Genomic DNA, 19,313 nt, shown 5'->3' with positions numbered 1-19,313 from the left:
CATGACCTCGCGATCTGTCCGAAGTTCGGTTTCCTACCATGCCGGACAGGCGGCAGAGTTGCAGGTCGCAGCCGACTATGAACGTAGGGGTTTCAAAATCGCGCATCATCGCTGGCGCGGCGCAGGCGGTGAGATCGATCTGATCGCCCGGGGCAGCGACGGGCTTGTGTTCATCGAGGTCAAGAAAAGCACCAGTTTCGACATGGCCGCGGCGCGGATTAGCCAGCGGCAGATTGACCGGATTTTCACCTCGGCAGCGCAATTTCTGGAAACGGAACCGGGCGGGCAGCTGACAAATGTTCGGTTTGACGCGGCGTTGGTGGATGCCACGGGGGCTGTTCAAATCATCGAAAACGCGTTTGGTCAGGCCTGACACCCATTGAACCCTCGGCCCCTCTGGGCCATGTATCTGGCGTGAAACTGAGGGACACGCCATGAAAATCGCCTTTCAGATGGACCCGATCGGGGCCGTGGATATCAACGCAGACAGCTCCTTCCGTCTGGCCGAAGAAGCACAGGCGCGCGGGCATACGCTGTTTTTCTACGGCCCGGACCAGTTGGCCTATCAAGAGGGGCGGATCACCGCGCGCGGTCAGGACATGAAAGTGCAGCGTGTGGCAGGCAACCCGGCCGAGCTGGGCCCGGAACGCGAGGTGGATTTGGCCGAGTTCGACGTGATCTGGCTGCGTCAGGACCCTCCGTTCGATATGCATTATATCACCTCGACTCATCTGCTGGATCGTCTCAAAGGGCAGGTGTTGGTGGTCAATGATCCGTTTTGGGTGCGGAATTACCCCGAAAAGCTGCTGGTTCTGGATTTCCCTGACCTGACCCCGCCAACCACGATCGCGCGTGATCTGCAAACCATCAAAGCGTTCAAGGAAAAGCACGGCGATGTCATTCTGAAGCCGCTCTATGGCAACGGTGGCGCGGGCGTGTTCCGGCTGGATGCGAATGACCGCAACTTGACCTCTCTGCACGAGCTGTTTACAGGCTTCTCGCGCGAGCCGTTGATCGTGCAGAAATTCCTGCCCGATGTCAGCAACGGCGACAAGCGCGTGATCCTTGTGGATGGCGAGGCCGTAGGCGCGATCAATCGTGTTCCGGCGAAGGGTGAGACACGGTCAAACATGCATGTGGGGGGGCGGCCCGAAAAGATCGGCCTGTCCGAGCGTGATCAGGAGATTTGCGTGGCGATCGGCCCGTTGCTGAAAGAAAAAGGCCAGATTTTCGTCGGGATCGACGTGATCGGAGACTATCTGACCGAGATCAACGTGACCTCGCCCACCGGCATTCAGGAGCTTGAGCGGTTCGACGGTGTGAACATCGCCGAAAAGATCTGGCAGGCCATTGAAGCCAAGCTTTAAGAGGCAACCTTGGCGCTGATGCGAAAGCTCAGCGCCTCGGCCACGTGCGGACGCCGGACATCTGGTGCGCCATCGAGATCGGCAATCGTGCGCGCGACCCGTAAAATACGGTGAAAGGCGCGCGCTGACAGGCCAAACCGTTCAGCGGCTTTAAGCAGCAACTCTTTGCCTTCAACATCCGGAGCGGCAATTTCTTCCAATATCGAACCCTCAACATCGGCATTCTGCCGCGTAGCGGGCGTGTCCCGGAACCGTTCGGCCTGAATGGCGCGGGCCTGGTCGACGCGCGCTGCAACTGTCGCCGAACTGTCGCCGGAAGGTGGCAGGTCCAGATCGGTGAACCCGACTGGGGGCACCTCGATCCGCAGATCAAACCGATCCATCAGCGGGCCTGATATGCGGCCCAGATAGTCCTCTCCGCAGACAGGCGCGCGAGAACAGGCGCGGGCGGGATCGGTCAGATATCCACACTTGCAAGGGTTGGCTGCAGCCACCAGCATGAACCGGCAGGGGTATTTCACATGGGCAATTGCGCGCGCGACCATAACCTCGCCAGTCTCGATAGGTTGGCGCAGGGTTTCCAGCACGGTGCGCGGGAATTCGGGAAATTCGTCCATGAACAGAACGCCATTATGAGCCAAGGAAATCTCGCCCGGCTTGGCGCCCTTGCCACCCCCAACGATCGCCGCCATAGAGGCGGTATGGTGGGGTTCGCGAAAGGGACGGCTGCGGCTGATGCCGCCTTCGTCCAGCAACCCGCACAGGGATTGGATCATCGAAGTTTCCAACGCCTCGGTTGGGGTCAGAGGCGGCAGAATACCGGGCAGGCGCGCAGCCAGCATGGATTTGCCCGATCCGGGTGTGCCGATCATGATCAGGTGGTGGCGGCCTGCGGCGGCGATCTCCAGCGCGCGCTTGGCCCGTTCCTGCCCTTTTACATCGCGTAGATCGCGGGCGCTGGGTGCCAAGTTCACTTCGCCGGGTTGGGCCGCAGGCAAGGGCGACTGGCCCGAAAAATGGCGTACGACATCGCCGAGTGACCCCGCGCCGATGACCTGTGTGGCATCCACCCAAGCGGCCTCGGCGCTGGAGGCTCGAGGACACAGCAGCGTGCGATCCTCGGCTGCGGCGGTCATGGCGGCAGGCAGCGCACCGACGACCGGAACCAGCGAGCCGTCCAGAGACAGCTCGCCCAGCGAAACCGCGCCTTCGGCGGCGTCGGGCGGGATGATTTCCAACGCCGAAAGCAGCGCGACGGCGATGGGCAGGTCGAAATGGCTGCCTTCTTTGGGCAGGTCAGCGGGAGACAGGTTGATGGTGATCCGTTTCGAAGGCAGCGCGATGGCCATCGAACTCAGCGCGCTACGGACGCGGTCGCGGGCCTCGGACACGGCCTTGTCGGGCAGGCCTACGATGGAAAAAGCGGGCAGGCCCGGCGAGACGGCGCATTGCACCTCGACCGGGCGGGCATCAACCCCTTGGAAAGCGACGGTATGAGAACGGGCGACCATGAACGACCTGTTTGGTTAACAGGTCGTTGCTGCCATGGATGCGGTTTACGAATGGTTAACGGTGTCGGTCATTGCTAAGAATTTTGGCCAGGCACCGGGGTCCGCAACCGTTTTGTCGCGGCAGAATTGGTTACAGAATCCCCAGCGCTGACCGTCCAGTTCCAGAAAATGGGTGACCGCTTTGCCGGAATAAGGACAGATATCGTTGATCGATGGTCCGTTATCTACAGATTGGGCATCGGTTTGCGCGCCGATGGGCCATGCCTGTGACGGCAGGTCGAATGCGTAGGGGAACGGATCATAGGTCACGGTCAATCCCATTGCGCGCCATTGTCGGACCGAAGGGTCGGATAGCAAATCCAGGCAATATTCCCGATTAGCCACGGACACAGGCAAACCATAGCCAATGATCCGCGCGGCCACGGGGGTGTAAAATACATCCACTAGAGAATACCTGCCGAAAAGCGGCCCGGAGGCTGCACCGGATGTAGTGCGGGCATGTGCCCAGAGGGTTTCGATCCGGTTCAGATCAACCAGCGTTTCAGGCGATGGTTCAAATCCCTGCCAGCAGTGCAACAGCTGCATCGAACATTCCGCGCGCAACGCGGCGAACCCGGCAGTCATCTCGGCGCATAGCCACCGGGCCGTCGCGCGGGCGGCTACGTCTTCGGGCCACATCCCGGCCTCTGGATGCCGTTCGGCCAAGGTCTCGGCCATGGCAAGACTTTCGCCCACTATGGTCCCATCCGGCAGGCGCAGGGCAGGGACAAGGCGCGCCGGAGCCAGTGGCTTCATATCCTCGGCCATGGTGCCGGAATAGAGACCGATCATGTGGTTTCGGTAAGGCAGGCCGAACTTTTCCAGCATCAGCCAACCGCGCAAGGACCAGCTGGAAAACAGGCGGTCTCCGATAAATAAATCATAGGTCATACGACTACGATGGCGCGCCGCGATCGTTCAGTAAATCAGTGTTTTGTGCGGGGTGTGATCACGGACAGTGATTGATCCGCCCAACCGACCAGCGATCGCCGTGATGGGTGATGTCGGTGACCGAGAGGTTGTCGATGCGATGGCTGAACGCCTCTTGTGCGTCAACGCCAAGGGCGCGCTGCACCTGCGTCAGGATCACGCCGAAATGGGCCACAATGATCAGGTCGTGACCCGTGTGATCGACAATCAACTGGTCGATCACGGCATCGACGCGGGCGCGAACCTCGTTCCAGCTTTCACCTTTGGGCGGGCGCACGTCGCCGGGATTGTCCCAATAGGCAAAAGCCAGATCGGGGTTTTCGGCCTCAATCTCTTTGAAATTGCGCAATTCCCATGTGCCGAAGTGAATCTCGCGCAGGTCTCTATGGTGCGGCAGACGCTGGCGTTCACCCTGAATGGCCGATGCCGTATCGGTGGCCCGCAGCAAGTCAGATGATACCACCAGCGCCTTGTCTGGCAGATGGTCGTGCAACCGTGCGATAGCGGCGTGATCGCTAAGGTCGGCAGGCAGATCTGACCACCCGACCATAGTTTTCGCATGGGTCGGCCCGTGACGAACAAGATGCAGCCGGGTCACGGCAATTGTCCTTTCAGCACCAGCGGAAGCCCTGCTGTGACCTGTACGGCCAGATCGGCCAGATCGGCCAGCGCGATGTTCAACCGCCCCTGTGCTTCGCGGAAGCGGCGGGACAGCGCGTTGTCCGGGACGATGCCATGGCCGACTTCGTTCGAGACGATGATAACCGGCGCCCGGCACGATTGAAGGGCCTGCAACAACACAGATTGGGCTTGTTCCAGATCGTTTTCAACCAACAGATGATTGGTCAGCCACATGGTGGCGCAGTCGATCAGACAGATATGATCGGGGGTCAAATCGGACAGGGCCGGGCCAAGATCAAATGGGGCTTCGATCGTCGCCCATCCTGCACCGCGTTGGGCGATATGGCGCTGAACCTTGTCGCGCATCTCATCATCAAACACTTGTGATGTGGCGAGATAAACGCGGTTTTTCCCCGATGAAACAACAAGTTGCTCGGCAAAAACGGATTTACCAGAGGCCGCGCCACCCAACACAAAGGTTAAATCCGGATACACTATTATTACCTTTCTGGTGATCCACCCGGTTTTGTTCTGCGTATCGACCCTAAGTCGGTAAGGCAAGCCCGACCCGCGCCTGTGAAAAGGGGAGATTTCCATGGCACTGGATAATGGAACCGATTTTTCGATGTCCCGGCAGGCGATGAAAGCCGAATTGCTGGACGCAGAAACTGAATTAAAGCTGGCTTATGCGTGGCGTGACGACCGTGACGAACAAGCGTTGCATCGGTTGATCACGGCCTATATGCGGCTGGCGATTTCGATGGCGGCCAAGTTCAAACGATACGGCGCGCCGATGAATGATCTGATTCAAGAGGCCGGATTGGGCCTTATGAAAGCGGCCGACAAATTTGATCCCGACCGAGGCGTGCGCTTTTCAACCTATGCGGTCTGGTGGATTAAGGCGAGCATTCAGGATTACGTGATGCGCAATTGGTCGATGGTGCGCACGGGGTCGACCTCATCGCAGAAATCCCTGTTTTTCAACATGCGGCGGGTTCAGGCGCGTTTGGAACGCGAGGCCGCAACCGAAGGGATGGATCTGGACCGTCATCAGTTGCACCAGATGATTGCAGCTGAAATCGGCGTGCCCTTGCGTGATGTTGAGATGATGGAAGGGCGCCTTTCGGGCTCGGATTTCTCACTGAACGCGGTGCAATCGACCGATGAAGACGGTCGCGAATGGATCGACGCGCTAGAGGATGAACGCGAGCAAGCTGCCGAGACGGTTGAAAACAGCCACGATACTGAACAGCTGCGCGAATGGCTGGTGACGGCGATGCAGGCGTTGAACGACCGCGAACGCTTTATCGTGCGCGAACGCAAGCTGCGCGATCCGGCCCGCACGCTGGAAAGTCTGGGGCAAGAGCTTGGCCTGTCCAAGGAACGCGTGCGTCAGCTTGAGGCTGCGGCTTTTGTGAAAATGCGTAAGAACCTTGAAGCCCAGTCGCGCGAGGTGCAACACTTCATCGCATGAGACAGCTTGCGATTCTTGTTTGTACACTGATGGTTATGTCCGCGCCCGGCCAGGCCGAAGATTTGATCCCCGATGATATTCTGGCCGCGATGACCTCGGCGGATGTAGTCATTTTGGGCGAGATACACGACAACCCGCAACACCATGTCATTCAGGCCGAAGCATTGAAGGCCATCACCCCCTCGGCTGTTGTGTGGGAGATGGTAACCGAAGAAGGTGCGCAACGACTGGCGGATAAGGCTGTGTCCGACCCCGAAGAGCTTGCGCGCATTCTGGAATGGCTTGAATCGGGCTGGCCGCCGCTCAGCATGTATTACCCGGTGTTTCAAGCGTCAGACGCGCCCGTCTACGGGGCCATGGTTCCACGTGCCGCAGCCCGTGCAGCGATGGAGCGAGGGGCAGCCACTGCTTTGGGCGCAGATGCAGCCCGTTACGGGTTGACCGTGCCTTTGCCAGCCGACGAACAGGCTGCGCGCGAAGCCGATCAACTGGCCGCCCATTGCGATGCGATCCCCGAAAGCGCCTTGCCGCAACTAGTGGCCATTCAGCGCTTGCGCGATGCGGTGCTAACGCGCGCCATCTTGCGCGCCACCGATGAAACCGGCGGACCGGTGGCGGTGATTACCGGGAATGGCCATGCGCGTAAGGATCGTGGCATTCCTACCTATTTGTCCCGACTGCGCCCGGGGCTGAAGGTCTTTGTGCTGGGTCAATCCGAGGATGGCGTGGTAAACGGCACCTTCGATGCAGTGATCGACAGCCCCAGCGTTGAACGCGAGGACCCATGTCTGGCGTTTCAAAAGCAGAATTAACCGCTGGAACTGTCAGGCCCCCTTGCCTAATGTCGGGGCCGACCGGGACAGGAAGGGCTCAACATGCTGGCATCGAAACGCGTTCTGCTGATTATCGGCGGTGGGATCGCGGCCTATAAGTCGCTGGACCTGATCCGGCGCCTACAAGAACGCGGCGCGGCCGTGACGCCCGTGTTGACGCGCGCGGCTGAGGAATTCGTGACACCCCTGTCCGTGGCGGCTCTGGCCGGAGAGAAAGCCTATCGCGATCTGTTCGATCTAACAGATGAGGCCGAGATGGGGCATATCCAATTGTCGCGCTCGGCGGATTTGATCGTTGTGGCCCCCGCGACGGCGGATTTGATGGGAAAGATGGCTACCGGGCTGGCAAACGATCTGGCCTCGACCCTGTTGATGGCCACCGACACGCCGGTTCTGTGTGCCCCTGCGATGAATGTGCGCATGTGGGACCATCCGGCGACGCAGCGCAATTTAAAACAATTACAGGCCGACGGCGTCCGTTTTGTCGGCCCGAACGAGGGTGATATGGCTTGCGGCGAATACGGCCCCGGCCGTATGTCCGAACCGCTTGAGATCGTCGCAGCGATTGAGGCGGAACTGGGTCAGGGCCCGCTTAGCGGTAAGCGCGTGCTTGTGACCTCGGGGCCGACGCATGAACCGATTGACCCGGTGCGTTATATCGCCAATCGCTCGTCTGGGGCGCAGGGTACGGCGGTGGCCCGGGCGCTTGCTGCACTGGGCGCTGACGTGGTCTTTGTCACGGGCCCAGCGGATGTTCCGCCGCCCCCAGGGGTGCAGGTCGTGCAGGTCGAAACCGCGCTGCAAATGTCGGACGCCGTCAATGCCGCACTGCCGGTGGATGCAGGCGTGTTCGCTGCAGCTGTCGCGGATTGGCGGGTCGCCAGTGCCTCGGACAAAAAGCTGAAGAAAAGCCGCGATGGGATGCCAGCGCTGGAGTTTGCCGAAAATCCCGACATCCTAAAACGCGTATCGCATATGAAAACCGGTCGCCCGGCGCTGGTTGTGGGATTTGCCGCCGAGACGGACAATGTGATCGAACATGCCACCGCCAAACGGGGGCGTAAGGGCTGTGACTGGATCGTGGCCAATGATGTCAGCCCGGCAACCGGGATCATGGGCGGGTCCGAGAATGCGGTGATCCTAATCTCGGATGACGGGGCCGAGGAATGGCCGCGCATGGGCAAAGATGCAGTGGCCGAGCGTTTGGCGACCAAGATCGCCGACGCTTTGACGAGCTAGACAAGAGGAACAGTGATGGTTGCAATTCGTGTGATCCGCGAACAAGGCGCTGACCCCTCAGTACCCTTGCCGTCTTATGAAACCGCGGGGGCGGCTGGTGCGGATGTGCGGGCAAACCTGCCCGGCGGTGCGTCAATCACGCTTGAACCGGGCCAACGCGCCCTGGTGCCCACTGGTCTAAGGATCGAAATTCCGCAGGGGTTCGAAGTTCAGGTGCGCCCCCGTTCGGGTCTGGCGCTGAAACACGGGATCACTCTGCCCAATACGCCCGGTACGATCGACAGCGACTATCGCGGCCCATTGGGTGTGATCGTCTTGAACGCAGGTCAAGAGGCGTTCGAGATCACTCATGGCGAACGCATCGCGCAACTGGTCGTAGCCCCGGTCGTGCAAGCCGCGTTCGAAGCGGTTGATATGCTCAGCGACACGGCGCGCGGGGCGGGTGGTTTCGGCTCGACCGGGCGCGGCTGATGCTTCTGGTCGGGATTTTAGCGGCTGGTCTGTGGGGCATCGGTTATCTGGCTGGTGTATCGCGGACGGCCCGCACGACTTCGGTGGCCGTGCTGCTTCTGGGTGTGATTACGGCTCAATTGCTGCTTCCTGATGGGCATCCGTTGCGTCAGGCGACCGGCGGTTCTGCGGCGATGTGGCTGATACTGGCGGGTACGGTGCTGCTGGTACTGGTTTACGGACGTGTTCTGAAGGCGTTGCGAAACCGCGCCGCGCCAGCCTCAGCCAAGGAGCCCGCAATGCCATCTGACCAGTTTTCTGAGACCGAACTTGAGCGCTATGCCCGCCATATCGTCCTGCGTGAGCTGGGCGGGCCGGGACAGAAAAAGATGAAACAGGCACGGGTTCTGGTCATCGGTGCTGGCGGTCTTGGAGCACCTGCGTTGCAATATCTGGCTGCCGCCGGGGTGGGGACTATCGGCGTGATTGATGATGACGAGGTTGAAAACGCCAATCTGCAACGGCAGGTTATCCATCGCGACGCAGATATCGGCATGCCCAAGGTCTTTTCGGCGCAACAGGCGATGCTGGCGCAGAACCCCAATGTGGTTGTTCTGCCATATCACCGCCGCCTGACGGATGAAATCGCCACTGAACTGTTTGCCGATTTTGACCTGATCCTTGATGGCACCGATAACTTTGACACCCGTTATTTGGCAAACCGCACTGCTGTCGCGCTGGGCAAGCCGCTGATCTCGGGCGCGCTGTCACAATGGGAAGGCCAGCTCAGCGTCTTCGACCCGGCCAATAGTGCGCCCTGCTATCAATGTATCTTCCCCCAGGCTCCGGCCCCCGGTCTGGCCCCCTCCTGCGCCGAGGCTGGTGTGATTGGCCCGTTGCCCGGCGTGGTAGGCTCGATGATGGCGGTTGAGGCGATCAAGGTAATCACCGGGGCTGGGCAAGCTCTGCGCGGTGAGATGTTGATCTACGACGCGCTATTTGGTGAAAGTCGCAAAATCACCCTGTCACGCCGGGAAGATTGCCCCATTTGCGCAGGTTCCGAAAACTAAATGCAACCGCCGCGCGCGTCAGCGCGCGGTCCGGCCCAACGCCGCCAAGGCGCATCTTTGATGCGCGCTGCGGGGGCGGGAGCCCCTGAAACCGCACCCTGCTTCTGGCGCGCGAAACTGGATTGTCGCGGAATTTGATACGCCACCTCTGGACCATTCCAGCCCGCCTCCCTAGCTTGACCAGCAAAGGAGATTTGCATGACCAACCCGATCCTGTCCAACTGGACCACGCCGTTTGAAATCGCTCCGTTCAACGCAATCTCAGACGACGATTTCGCCCCCGCGCTTGAGCAGGCCATGCAGGCGCATAACGCCGAGATCGACGCGATTGCCGACAACCCCGATGCGCCCACCTTTGCCAATACGGTCGAAGCGCTGGAAGCTGCCGGAGAGCAGATGGACAAGGTGTTGTCAGTCTTTTTTACGGTCGCTGGGGCAGACAGCAACCCGGCACGAGAGGAACTGCAACGAGACTTCTCGCCCAAACTTGCGGCGCATTTCTCGGGTATTTCTTCGAATAAGGTTCTTTTTCAACGGCTGGCCGATCTGTGGTCTCGCAAGGAGGATCTGAACCTGACGGATGAACAGGCCCGCGTTCTCATGCTGACCCATCGCGGTTTTGTCCGTGCGGGTGCGGCGCTTGAGGGCGAAAAGGACGCCCGGATGCAGGACATCAAGGCACGGCTGGCCTCGTTGGGAACCTCTTTCACGCAAAACCTTTTGGCCGACGAGCGTGATTGGTACATGGAGCTTTCCGAAAACGATCTTGAGGGGTTGCCTGCATTCGTGGTGGATACCGCCCGCGCTGCGGGGCAGGAAAAGGTAGCAAAGGGTCCGGTGGTCACCCTGTCGCGCTCGCTGATTGTGCCGTTTTTGCAATTCTCGCCCCGGCGCGACCTGCGGGAAAAGGCTTATCGGGCCTGGGCGGCGCGTGGTGCCAATGGCGGTGAGACCGACAATCGCAATATCTCAGCTGAAATCCTGCAACTGCGCGAAGAACGCGCCAAACTGCTGGGCTATGACAGTTTTGCCGATTTCAAGCTGGAAACTGAAATGGCCCGCACGCCTGACAAGGTGCGCGACCTGCTGATGCAAGTTTGGGGCCCCGCCAAGTCACGCGCCGATGCCGATGCTGAAATCCTGACGCAGATGATGCAGGAGGACGGCGTCAACGGCCCGCTGGAAGCGTGGGACTGGCGCTATTATGCCGAGAAACGCCGCAAGGCCGAGCATGATCTGGATGAGGCTGCGCTTAAGCCCTACCTGCAGCTGGATCGAATGATCGAGGCGTCATTTGCCTGCGCCAACCGGCTGTTCGGGTTGGAGTTTACGCCACTGGACGTGCCGCTTTATCACGCTGATTGCCGGGCGTGGGAAGTCTCGCGCAACGGGCAACATATAGCCGTATTCATAGGCGACTACTTCGCACGGGGGTCTAAACGGTCAGGGGCATGGTGCAGTGCGATGCGGTCGCAGGCCAAGTTCCCCAAAGTGCAGGCGCCGGTCGTGATCAACGTCTGCAACTTTGCCAAGGGCGATCCTGCGTTGTTGTCTTACGACGATGCCCGGACCCTATTCCACGAGTTCGGTCACGCGCTGCATCAGATGCTGTCCGATGTGACCTACGAAAGCATTTCGGGCACCAGCGTGGCGCGGGACTTTGTAGAGTTGCCCAGCCAGCTATATGAACACTGGCTGGAAGTGCCCGAGGTTCTGGCCGAATTTGCCACTCACGCCGAAACCGGCGAAGTGATGCCACAGGAGATGTTGGAAAAAGTGCTCAAGGCCGCCAATTTCGATCAGGGGTTTCAGACGGTGGAATATGTTGCCTCGGCGCTGGTCGATCTGGCGTTCCACGATGGTGATGCCCCGGCTGATCCAATGGCGAAACAGGCTGAGGTTTTGTCCCAGATCGGCATGCCGCAAGCCATTGGGATGCGCCACGCCACCCCGCATTTCGCGCATGTCTTTGCGGGCGATGGCTATAGCGCGGGCTATTACAGCTATATGTGGTCCGAGGTCATGGACGCCGATGCCTTTGCCGCGTTTGAAGAGGCCGGAGGGGCCTTTGACCCGGAACGCGCTAAAGCGTTGGAAGAAAACATCCTGTCCACAGGCGGCTCACGCGAGGCCGAAGAGCTGTACCTAGCCTTCCGTGGTCGGTTGCCGGGGGTTGAGGCCTTGCTGAAAGGGCGCGGTCTGATCGCGGCTTAGTACCCCAGAGACCGGTCAACGAGGTGCAGGAAGGGTTCACCTTCCTCACCCCGACGGATGTTCTCGCAGATCACCTGCGCTGCTGTTTCGGGCCGGGTTTCCGAGGCGATATGCGGGGTCACCGTCACATTCGGATGCGCCCAATAGGGGTGATCTGCAGGCAGGGGCTCAACCCGAAACACGTCCAGCGTCGCGTGGCCAACCTGACCCGCATTCAGTGCCGCCAGCAGGGCATCGTCGTCGATCAACGGGCCCCGACCGGGATTGATAACGCAAGCGCCCTTTGGCAGCAGGGCCAGAGTGTCGGCGTTCAATATATTTACGGTGGCGGGTGTGTCGGGCAGCAACAGAACCACGATCTCGGCCCGCGACAAGGCTGTACGCAGCCCGTCGGGACCATGCAGGCAGGTGATACCGGGGATATCCTTGGCTGTGCGGCTCCAGCCGGTGACATCGAAATTCAGCGCCGCCAGCGCACGCGCCGCGGCCTCGCCCAACGCGCCAAGGCCCAGAACACAGACCTGACGTCCGGTTGCCAGAGGGGGCGGTGCAGGGGTCCAGACACCGTCCTGCACGGTGATGTGTCGATCCATGCCGAGGTGATGGCGCAGCACGTGACCCACCACCCATTCGGTCATGCCTTGTGTCAGGCCATAATCCACCATCCGCGCCAGCGGCACAGTCAGGGTCGCATTCCCCGCGATTTTTTCTACCCCGGCCCACAGGCTAAGCACAGCCTTCAGCCGGGTGTATGGGGTGAAATCCAGTAACCCACCGCTTGGGGCATAGACAATATAGTCGACTTGATCCGGCTCAAACTCGGTTGCCAGGTGAAAGTCTACCTCGGCCTCGGTCAGGCCTTTGGTCAATAGAGGCTTATAGATCGGCCATTGGGCTGGGCGCGCGGAAAACAGGACGTTCACGGGCATAAGGGGCCTTTCGGATCAGCGGGGGCGGTGGATATGGGCGCTTTGGACGATGCCGAAGGCGGCCATCAGAACCAGCATGGCGGAACCGCCATAGCTGACCATCGGCAACGGCACTCCCACCACCGGGGCAAGGCCCATCACCATCGACATGTTGACAGCAAAGAACAGGAAGAAATTCAGCGCGATGCCCAGCGTCACCAGTGATGAGAATCGATCTTTTGTCGAGAGCGCGGTGATTAGGCAGAACACCAGGATCAGGCCATACAGAGTCAGTAGGGTGATGCCACCGACAAAGCCGAACTCTTCGGCCAGCGTGGTAAAGATGAAGTCGGTGTGTTTTTCGGGTAAAAAGTTCAGACGCGACTGCGTACCCTGCATAAACCCGCGTCCGTTCCATCCCCCCGATCCCAAAGCGATCTTGGACTGGGTGATGTGATACCCTGCGCCCAGCGGATCGGTAGACGGGTCCAGAAACGTGTCGATCCGTCGGAACTGATAATCCTTGAGCAACTGCCACTCGGTCCCGCGGCTGTTGAACACGGTGGCAATCAGGCCAACCACAGCGGCGATGACGGCGGCGAAATAGGCCCAGTGGACTCCAGCCAAAAACATCAGCCCGCCACCTGCCGCCAACAGCAGGATTGAGGTGCCCAGATCGGGCTGTTTCAGAACCATGAACGTGGGGACCAGGATCAACGCCACTGGGATCAGCACCCACAGCGGGCGTGACGTTTTATGAGACGGCAGCCAGTCGTAATAGGCGGCCAAAACCATAACCAGCGCAACTTTCATAACTTCGGACGGCTGCAGTCGCATGAATCCCAGGTCGATCCAGCGCTGCGCGCCCATGCCAATGGTGCCAAAAAGCTCAACGAAAACAAGCAATACGATTGACCCGAGATAGGCCACGACAGACATGTTTCGCCAGAACCAGATCGGTACCAGTGCGATGATGAACATCGCTGTCAGACCCAGCCCAAAGCGTTCCATCTGCGGTTCCGCCCAGGGCATCCACGATCCCCCCGCAACTGAATACAGCATCAGGAATCCGGCACTTGCCGTGCTGATCAGCAACAGGGTCAGTGGCCAGTTCATATACAGGAATTTGCGGAACCCCGACGGTGTGGATTTGACGGCATATTCAAGATAGCTCATGCGCGGTCCTTCTCGGTTGGACGCGCTTTGGGGCGGCGATCGCCCTCAAGCCGTTTTTGCTGTTCCTTGATGCGGTCGCGATCGCCAGCCGGATAGGCTTCCAGCGGTGGTGTGCCGTTGTAGAGCGCTTGCAACATGATGTCCCGTGCGACCGGGGCCGCTGCCTTGGAGCCACCGCCGCCATGTTCCACCACCACGGCTATGGCGTATTTCGGATTGTCATAAGGCGCAAAGCTAACAAACAGCGCGTGGTCGCGGCGTTCCCATGGCAGGTCTTCGTTGCGGATCACACCGGCTGCGCGCTCCGCCTTGGTGATGTTGCGCACTTGGCTGGTGCCGGTTTTACCCGCCATGCGCAGGTCATCCGCGATGATACGGCTGCGATAGGCGGTGCCGCCTCGTTCATTCGAAACCGAGAACATGGCCTTGCGGATCCGTTCCAGATTGTTCGGATTGACGGCCAGCGGCTCACCAGCGCCGGAAGGCTGCTCAATCCCGTTCACGGACCGCACCAAACGCGGCTTGACCGCACGCCCTGTCGCAATTCGCGCTGTCATCACGGCAAGTTGCAGGGGGGAGGCCAGCATGAAGCCCTGACCAATAGACGCGTTCGCGGTGTCACCAACCAACCAGCTTTCACCGTGAACACGTTCTTTCCATTCTTGGTTCGGGGCCAGTCCGGCAGCTACGGCCGACATCGGGATATCGTGCTTGACGCCCAGTCCGAAGATGCGGGCCATCTCTGATATATTGTCGATGCCGGTGCGCAGAGCTACGTCATAGTAATAGACATCGCAGCTGCGTTTCAGCGATAGATTGAGATCAACGGTCCCATGCCCACCGCGTTTCCAGCAGTGAAAGCGGCGGCTGCCCACCTTCAGGTGACCGGGGCAGTAGACTGTGTTCGATGGCCCGATCACCCCGGCCTCAAGCGCGGCCATGGCGGTGATCATCTTGAAGGTCGAGCCCGGCGGATAGGTGCCCTGAACCGTCTTGTTGGCCAGCGGGCGGTAATTGTCCTGTGTCAGTGTCCGGTAGTCGCCGACGGAGATACCGCGCACGAACAGGTTCGGATCAAAGCTGGGGGCCGAGCTGATGGCACGGATATCGCCGGTCTCGCAATCGATCACCACGGCGGCGGCGCTTTCCCCGGCCAGACGTGCCTGCGCGTATTGCTGCAGATCCGCATCGACAGAAAGCTGCAAGTCGGCCCCGGTCTCACCTTCCTGCCGGTCCAGTTCGCGCATCACGCGGCCGGTGGCGTTGACCTCGACCCGTTTCGCCCCGGCTTTGCCGCGCAGGGCAATCTCTTGCTTGGCCTCTAGCCCGACCTTGCCGATCTGGAACCGCGGAATTCGTAGGACCGGCTCAGGGTCTTCGATCTGGCTCAAGTCATAATCGCTGACCGGGCCGACATAGCCGACGACATGGGCAAAATCCTCATAGCGCGGGTACTGCCTTGTCTGTCCCACTTCGGGGATCACACCGGGCAAGGCGGGTGCGTTGACGGCAACCTTCGAGATATCCTCCCACGTGACCTGATCGGCCAGCGTGACCGGCAGGAACGGGGCCGAGCGGCGCATTTCGGTCTTGGCGCGTTCAATCTCATCTGCCGTCAGGGGGATCAGCTCTGAAAGCTTGGCGATAACCTGATCGACGTCACCGGCATCTTCGCGCACCATGACGATACGGTATGAGGGCGAGTTCTGGCCGATGATCTCGCCGTTCCGGTCGTAAATCCGTCCACGGGTTGGCGGGATTAGGCGGATATTGATCCGGTTTTCCTCGGCCAGCAGGCGGTATTCATCGGCCTGATCCACCTGCATATAGCGCATCCGGGCGGCGAGCCCGCCTATGAAGGCGGCCTGTAACCCACCCAAAAGCAATGCTCGACGAGGCAGGCGTTTATAGGCAAGGCCCGGGGCTTTGGGTTTGCGCTGTTTCATCCCCGTGCCCCTACGGCATTGGTATTGGCCACGGTTGCGCGCCGCACGCCAAGCGCGTTCTGGCTAAGCAGAACGATCAAAGGATAAACCGCAATTGTCAGAACCACTTGTATCACTACAGGCCCCAATGCCGCTTGTTGTACAGAAACAATAGCAAGAATGACACGGTTCAGCATGAAAACTACCGTGATCGCCACCGCAACGGTGGACCATTCGCTAACAAAACCTGAATCCCGCATTCCAAATGCAGCCGAGCGCAGATAAGCCGAGCCCAACACTACGAGCGCGGCCAACAAGCCGGGCGGGCGTTGAAACAACAGATCAGCCATCAGCATGACGAAGGCGATCAGCAGGGTCGGAACATATTCGGGCCGCCGCAGTACCCAGGCAAAAGTCAGTGCGATCAAAAAGTCGGGAAATGGCCAGCGGTCCGGTTTCGTGTCTAGTGGCAGCAAGTGCAGAAATAGCACAAGGGCGGCCAGTATAAGATACAGCCCACGCTTGGACCAAAGCTGTGAGGTTGCGTTATCCATCGCCGACCTCGGACGGGGTCAGGGCGGCCTCGGGGTTTCGTGGACCGACGATATCACCCGTATCGCGGATCTGAGGCGCTGATTGATAGCGCAGCACCCGCAGAAATTCGAGCCGTTCAAAATCTGCTGACAGGCGCACCCGCAGGCGACCGCCGGGATCAGCAGTGATCTGACCGATCAGCAAACCGCCGGGAAACACGCCACCATCGCCCGAGGTTACGACCCGGTCGCCGGGGCGGACCAGCTCTCGGTTCTCCAGAAACTCGACTGCGGGCGCGGATGTGTTGTCGCCGGTGATCAGGGCGGTCTGGCCAGAGGGCTGGATTGTGGCAGGGATCGCGCTGGAGGCATCGGTCATCAGGATCACCCGTGCCGTGTCCGGCCCCACGCCGGAAATGCGCCCGACCACACCAATCCCATCCATTGTGGCCCAGCCATCGGTGATACCGTCGCGTTCCCCAACATTCAGCAGAACCGACTGCCGGAAGGGTGACCCGCTATCGGCCATCACGACCCCGGTTATATAGGTCAGACGGGGATCGAGACGCACGTTGTTCAAATCCAACAGCCGGGCGTTTTCCTGTTCAAGTTGCAGCGCGGCTTCTTTCCAGGCGCGCATCAGGCGCAGCTCGCTGCGCAGTTCCTGGTTCTGTTCGCTGAGGCGTTGGTAACTTTGGAAATCGCGGGCCAGGTTGACCACGGCGGTGACCGGGACCATTGCCCACTCCATCGAGGGCACCACCCGGTCCACGACCTGCGCGCGGAACCGTTCCACGCGCGGGCTGTCGATCCGCCAGACCAGAAAGATGGCAAGCAGGCACAGCACCACAATCCCCAACAGCAGACGGCGCAGGGGGGTGGTGTATTCGTCGCGCTGTGATCGGTCCTTTGCCACAGGTTACCTTCCCGTGCTGCTCTTGCCCGAGTGTTGTCCCTTAAAGGGTGCGCGCCTTAGCTTTCGTAGTCAATCGCGTGGCGCAGCTGTTTTTCATATTCCAACGCCTTGCCGGTGCCCAAAGCCACACAATTCAGGCTTTCATCTGCAATCGACACGGCCAGCCCGGTTTGTTCGCGCAGGGCCAGATCCAGATCGCCCAGTAGCGCGCCACCTCCGGTCAGCATGACGCCTCGGTCCACGATGTCCGCAGCCAGATCGGGCGGAGTGGTTTCCAGTGCGGTCATGACGGCTTCGCAGATCGCCTGAACTGGCTCCGACAATGCCTCGGCCACTTGCGCCTGGCTGATTTCGATTTCCTTCGGCACGCCGTTCAGCAGGTCGCGGCCACGGATATGCATCGACTGACCGCGGCCGTCATCGGGCATACGGGCGGTGCCAATGGTGGTCTTGATCCGCTCGGCGGTCGATTCACCGACCAGCAGGTTCTGCTGGCGCCGCAGATACGAGATGATGGCTTCATCCATCCGGTCTCCGCCCACACGGACTGAACGGGCATAGACGATGTCGCCCAGCGACAGAACGGCCACCTCGGTGGTGCCGCCGCCGATATCAACGACCATGTTGCCGGTCGGGTCAGTAATTGGCATGCCAGCGCCGATCGCGGCAGCAATAGGTTCCGCAATCAATCCGGCGCGACGCGCACCTGCGGACAGAACCGACTGACGGATCGCACGCTTTTCAACCGGAGTTGCGCCGTGTGGAACGCAGACGATGATTTTGGGTTTCGAAAAGGTCGAGCGCTTATGCACCTTGCGGATGAAATGTTTGATCATCTCTTCGGCGGTGTCGAAATCGGCAATGACGCCTTCACGCATCGGGCGGATGGCTTCAATCGAACCCGGCGTCCGGCCCAACATCAGCTTGGCATCCTCGCCCACGGCCAGCACTTTTTTCACACCGTCTTTCACGTGGTAGGCGACAACGGACGGTTCCGACAGGATCACGCCGCGTCCTTTGACATAAACCAGCGTGTTCGCTGTCCCAAGGTCGATGGCCATGTCCGCTGTGAACAGGCCGCCTAGATTGCCAAAGATCCCCATGATTCCCCTGATCCTGTATGTCGGTTTTCTACTGCCCGCGACTCGACGGTTCCGGGACGGATGACTTATAGGGTGCCAATACGCCCGGTTAAAGGGCTGATTCCGCGACAATCAGCACCTTTCCGCCTTATTGAGAGGGACTTTAGAAGGCAATATGCTCTCATATCAACACATTTACCACGCCGGGAATCTGGCTGATGTGCAAAAGCACGCATTATTGGCATGGGTGCTGAATTATTTGACCCGCAAAGACAAGCCGCTGACATACCTTGAAACCCACTCTGGACGGGGACTGTATAAGCTGGATACGGTTGAGGCACTGCGCACGGGCGAGGCGGCGGCGGGTATCGGGCGAGCCCAAAAGGCCGACTGGTTCGATGCGGATCATCCACTGAGCCGGGCAATTGCGGCGGTTCAGCAGCGACAGGGGAGCGTGGCCTATCCAGGGTCTCCGATGATTGCGGCCAGTTTGCTGCGCGATCAGGACAGTTTGCACTTTGCGGAGCTACACCCGCAGGAACACGCGGCTTTGGTTATGGCGATGTCACCCTATGGAGCCAAAGTGTATCAGCAGGATGGATACGAATTGGCGCAATCCCTGCTGCCGCCGACGCCGCGGCGCGGGATGTTGCTGATCGACCCAAGCTACGAGGTGAAATCGGAATATGATCGTCTGCCCGGCATCATCGCCAAACTGCATCGCAAGTGGAATGTTGGCGTGATTGCCCTGTGGTATCCGCTTCTAACGGATGACCGTCACCGGGCCATGGTTTCGGCGCTGCAGGCGCAGAATCTGCCCAAGGCGTTTTGCCACGAGGTTCGGTTTGATCCGGTGCGAGAAGGGCACCGCATGGTCGGTTCAGGTATGTTTATCGTCAATGCACCATTCGGTCTGGAAAACGAAGCCGCCCGGTTGACCAAGTTGTTCAAGGCGCTCTGAACACAGTCTGCAGTCAATTCCAGAATGCTCCCGCCTCGCTTGCCCGCATCAAAGATGCAGACAA

At 60.0% G+C, this 19,313-nt stretch carries 19 protein-coding genes; 9 read left to right on the top strand and 10 right to left on the bottom strand.

Going from position 1 to position 19,313, the window contains the following annotated elements; translation table 11 throughout:
• The first annotated feature begins 1 nt into the window (after position 1).
• Positions 2-373, top strand: coding sequence for a YraN family protein (locus ACR0JB_RS11885; RefSeq protein WP_170397216.1), 372 nt, complete (start codon positions 2-4; stop codon positions 371-373).
• A gap of 61 nt (positions 374-434) precedes the next feature.
• Entirely contained in the window at positions 435-1,367 is a 933-nt protein-coding gene (gene gshB / locus ACR0JB_RS11880; RefSeq protein WP_170397219.1) for a glutathione synthase, read from the top strand.
• On the opposite strand, the gene ACR0JB_RS11875 is transcribed toward gshB, so the two are convergent.
• From ACR0JB_RS11875 to cobU, 4 genes are read right to left on the bottom strand one after another with little or no spacing between them, the layout of a single operon-like run.
• Positions 1,364-2,878 carry a YifB family Mg chelatase-like AAA ATPase gene (locus ACR0JB_RS11875; RefSeq protein ID WP_170506881.1) on the bottom strand — a complete coding sequence of 505 codons (1,515 nt, stop codon included), beginning with the start codon at positions 2,876-2,878 and terminating at the stop codon, positions 1,364-1,366. The two genes, gshB and ACR0JB_RS11875, sit on opposite strands and share 4 nt — an antisense overlap.
• A 45-nt stretch (positions 2,879-2,923) precedes the next feature.
• Positions 2,924-3,808 carry a glutathione S-transferase gene (locus ACR0JB_RS11870; protein ID WP_170412754.1) on the bottom strand — a complete coding sequence of 295 codons (885 nt, stop codon included), beginning with the start codon at positions 3,806-3,808 and terminating at the stop codon, positions 2,924-2,926.
• A gap of 58 nt (positions 3,809-3,866) precedes the next feature.
• Positions 3,867-4,445, bottom strand: a complete 579-nt coding sequence (locus ACR0JB_RS11865) for a histidine phosphatase family protein (RefSeq protein ID WP_170412756.1) — start codon at positions 4,443-4,445, stop codon at positions 3,867-3,869.
• On the bottom strand, positions 4,442-4,963 hold the full coding sequence (gene cobU / locus ACR0JB_RS11860; protein ID WP_170397226.1) for a bifunctional adenosylcobinamide kinase/adenosylcobinamide-phosphate guanylyltransferase: 522 nt from the start codon (positions 4,961-4,963) through the stop codon (positions 4,442-4,444). Before cobU ends, ACR0JB_RS11865 begins: the two co-directional genes overlap by 4 nt.
• Before the next feature lie 100 nt (positions 4,964-5,063).
• On the opposite strand from cobU, the gene ACR0JB_RS11855 reads away from it, so the two are divergent.
• From ACR0JB_RS11855 to ACR0JB_RS11830, 6 genes are all read left to right on the top strand, one after another.
• A complete protein-coding gene (locus ACR0JB_RS11855) occupies positions 5,064-5,942 on the top strand; it encodes an RNA polymerase factor sigma-32 (protein ID WP_170377693.1) in 879 nt (292 codons plus the stop codon).
• Positions 5,939-6,754, top strand: a complete 816-nt coding sequence (locus ACR0JB_RS11850) for a ChaN family lipoprotein (RefSeq protein ID WP_170397227.1) — start codon at positions 5,939-5,941, stop codon at positions 6,752-6,754. The genes ACR0JB_RS11855 and ACR0JB_RS11850 overlap by 4 nt, the downstream gene beginning before the upstream one ends.
• A gap of 63 nt (positions 6,755-6,817) precedes the next feature.
• Positions 6,818-8,014, top strand: coding sequence for a bifunctional phosphopantothenoylcysteine decarboxylase/phosphopantothenate--cysteine ligase CoaBC (gene coaBC, locus ACR0JB_RS11845; protein ID WP_170506878.1), 1,197 nt, complete (start codon positions 6,818-6,820; stop codon positions 8,012-8,014).
• A gap of 15 nt (positions 8,015-8,029) precedes the next feature.
• Positions 8,030-8,485, top strand: a complete 456-nt coding sequence (dut, locus tag ACR0JB_RS11840) for a dUTP diphosphatase (protein ID WP_170350570.1) — start codon at positions 8,030-8,032, stop codon at positions 8,483-8,485.
• Positions 8,485-9,534 carry a HesA/MoeB/ThiF family protein gene (locus ACR0JB_RS11835; protein WP_170516783.1) on the top strand — a complete coding sequence of 350 codons (1,050 nt, stop codon included), beginning with the start codon at positions 8,485-8,487 and terminating at the stop codon, positions 9,532-9,534. Before dut ends, ACR0JB_RS11835 begins: the two co-directional genes overlap by 1 nt.
• Before the next feature lie 198 nt (positions 9,535-9,732).
• Positions 9,733-11,748 (top strand): M3 family metallopeptidase, encoded by a 2,016-nt coding sequence (locus ACR0JB_RS11830; protein ID WP_480789947.1) that lies wholly within the window; start codon positions 9,733-9,735, stop codon positions 11,746-11,748.
• On the opposite strand, the gene ACR0JB_RS11825 is transcribed toward ACR0JB_RS11830, so the two are convergent.
• From ACR0JB_RS11825 to ACR0JB_RS11800, 6 genes are read right to left on the bottom strand one after another with little or no spacing between them, the layout of a single operon-like run.
• On the bottom strand, positions 11,745-12,677 hold the full coding sequence (locus ACR0JB_RS11825) for a 2-hydroxyacid dehydrogenase (protein ID WP_170397237.1): 933 nt from the start codon (positions 12,675-12,677) through the stop codon (positions 11,745-11,747). The genes ACR0JB_RS11830 and ACR0JB_RS11825 overlap by 4 nt on opposite strands.
• Positions 12,678-12,692: 15 nt before the next feature.
• The gene (rodA, locus tag ACR0JB_RS11820) at positions 12,693-13,832 is read right to left on the bottom strand and encodes a rod shape-determining protein RodA (RefSeq protein WP_170397239.1); all 1,140 of its coding nucleotides are present in this window, start codon (positions 13,830-13,832) and stop codon (positions 12,693-12,695) included.
• A complete protein-coding gene (gene mrdA, locus ACR0JB_RS11815; protein WP_170397241.1) occupies positions 13,829-15,778 on the bottom strand; it encodes a penicillin-binding protein 2 in 1,950 nt (649 codons plus the stop codon). The genes rodA and mrdA overlap by 4 nt, the downstream gene beginning before the upstream one ends.
• On the bottom strand, positions 15,775-16,311 hold the full coding sequence (locus ACR0JB_RS11810) for a rod shape-determining protein MreD (protein WP_170397243.1): 537 nt from the start codon (positions 16,309-16,311) through the stop codon (positions 15,775-15,777). The genes mrdA and ACR0JB_RS11810 overlap by 4 nt, the downstream gene beginning before the upstream one ends.
• Complete coding sequence (mreC, locus tag ACR0JB_RS11805; RefSeq protein WP_170350563.1) at positions 16,304-17,206, bottom strand: rod shape-determining protein MreC; 903 nt, start codon at positions 17,204-17,206, stop codon at positions 16,304-16,306. The genes ACR0JB_RS11810 and mreC overlap by 8 nt, the downstream gene beginning before the upstream one ends.
• Positions 17,207-17,262: 56 nt before the next feature.
• The gene (locus ACR0JB_RS11800) at positions 17,263-18,309 is read right to left on the bottom strand and encodes a rod shape-determining protein (protein ID WP_008756832.1); all 1,047 of its coding nucleotides are present in this window, start codon (positions 18,307-18,309) and stop codon (positions 17,263-17,265) included.
• Between the two features lie 154 nt (positions 18,310-18,463).
• On the opposite strand from ACR0JB_RS11800, the gene ACR0JB_RS11795 reads away from it, so the two are divergent.
• Positions 18,464-19,249, top strand: coding sequence for a 23S rRNA (adenine(2030)-N(6))-methyltransferase RlmJ (locus ACR0JB_RS11795; protein WP_170506865.1), 786 nt, complete (start codon positions 18,464-18,466; stop codon positions 19,247-19,249).
• Positions 19,250-19,313: the final 64 nt, after the last annotated feature.

The organism is Ruegeria sp. BI7 (assembly GCF_056537925.1).
Note: the sequence above shows the minus strand (reverse complement) of the source record. Positions and strands in the feature narration are given on the sequence as shown.

Bases quoted from the DNA above. Each gene is read 5' to 3' on its own strand.
- ACR0JB_RS11885 (WP_170397216.1), top strand. From the start codon at position 2: ATGACCTCGCGATCTGTCCGAAGTTCGGTTTCCTACCATGCCGGACAG.
- ACR0JB_RS11850 (WP_170397227.1), top strand. From the start codon at position 5,939: ATGAGACAGCTTGCGATTCTTGTTTGTACACTGATGGTTATGTCCGCG.
- ACR0JB_RS11835 (WP_170516783.1), top strand. From the start codon at position 8,485: ATGCTTCTGGTCGGGATTTTAGCGGCTGGTCTGTGGGGCATCGGTTAT.
- ACR0JB_RS11825 (WP_170397237.1), bottom strand. From the start codon at position 12,677: ATGCCCGTGAACGTCCTGTTTTCCGCGCGCCCAGCCCAATGGCCGATC.
- coaBC (WP_170506878.1), top strand. From the start codon at position 6,818: ATGCTGGCATCGAAACGCGTTCTGCTGATTATCGGCGGTGGGATCGCG.
- ACR0JB_RS11875 (WP_170506881.1), bottom strand. From the start codon at position 2,878: ATGGTCGCCCGTTCTCATACCGTCGCTTTCCAAGGGGTTGATGCCCGC.
- ACR0JB_RS11800 (WP_008756832.1), bottom strand. From the start codon at position 18,309: ATGGGGATCTTTGGCAATCTAGGCGGCCTGTTCACAGCGGACATGGCC.
- gshB (WP_170397219.1), top strand. From the start codon at position 435: ATGAAAATCGCCTTTCAGATGGACCCGATCGGGGCCGTGGATATCAAC.
- ACR0JB_RS11795 (WP_170506865.1), top strand. From the start codon at position 18,464: ATGCTCTCATATCAACACATTTACCACGCCGGGAATCTGGCTGATGTG.
- ACR0JB_RS11855 (WP_170377693.1), top strand. From the start codon at position 5,064: ATGGCACTGGATAATGGAACCGATTTTTCGATGTCCCGGCAGGCGATG.
- ACR0JB_RS11830 (WP_480789947.1), top strand. From the start codon at position 9,733: ATGACCAACCCGATCCTGTCCAACTGGACCACGCCGTTTGAAATCGCT.
- mrdA (WP_170397241.1), bottom strand. From the start codon at position 15,778: ATGAAACAGCGCAAACCCAAAGCCCCGGGCCTTGCCTATAAACGCCTG.
- ACR0JB_RS11810 (WP_170397243.1), bottom strand. From the start codon at position 16,311: ATGGATAACGCAACCTCACAGCTTTGGTCCAAGCGTGGGCTGTATCTT.
- ACR0JB_RS11870 (WP_170412754.1), bottom strand. From the start codon at position 3,808: ATGACCTATGATTTATTTATCGGAGACCGCCTGTTTTCCAGCTGGTCC.
- dut (WP_170350570.1), top strand. From the start codon at position 8,030: ATGGTTGCAATTCGTGTGATCCGCGAACAAGGCGCTGACCCCTCAGTA.
- rodA (WP_170397239.1), bottom strand. From the start codon at position 13,832: ATGAGCTATCTTGAATATGCCGTCAAATCCACACCGTCGGGGTTCCGC.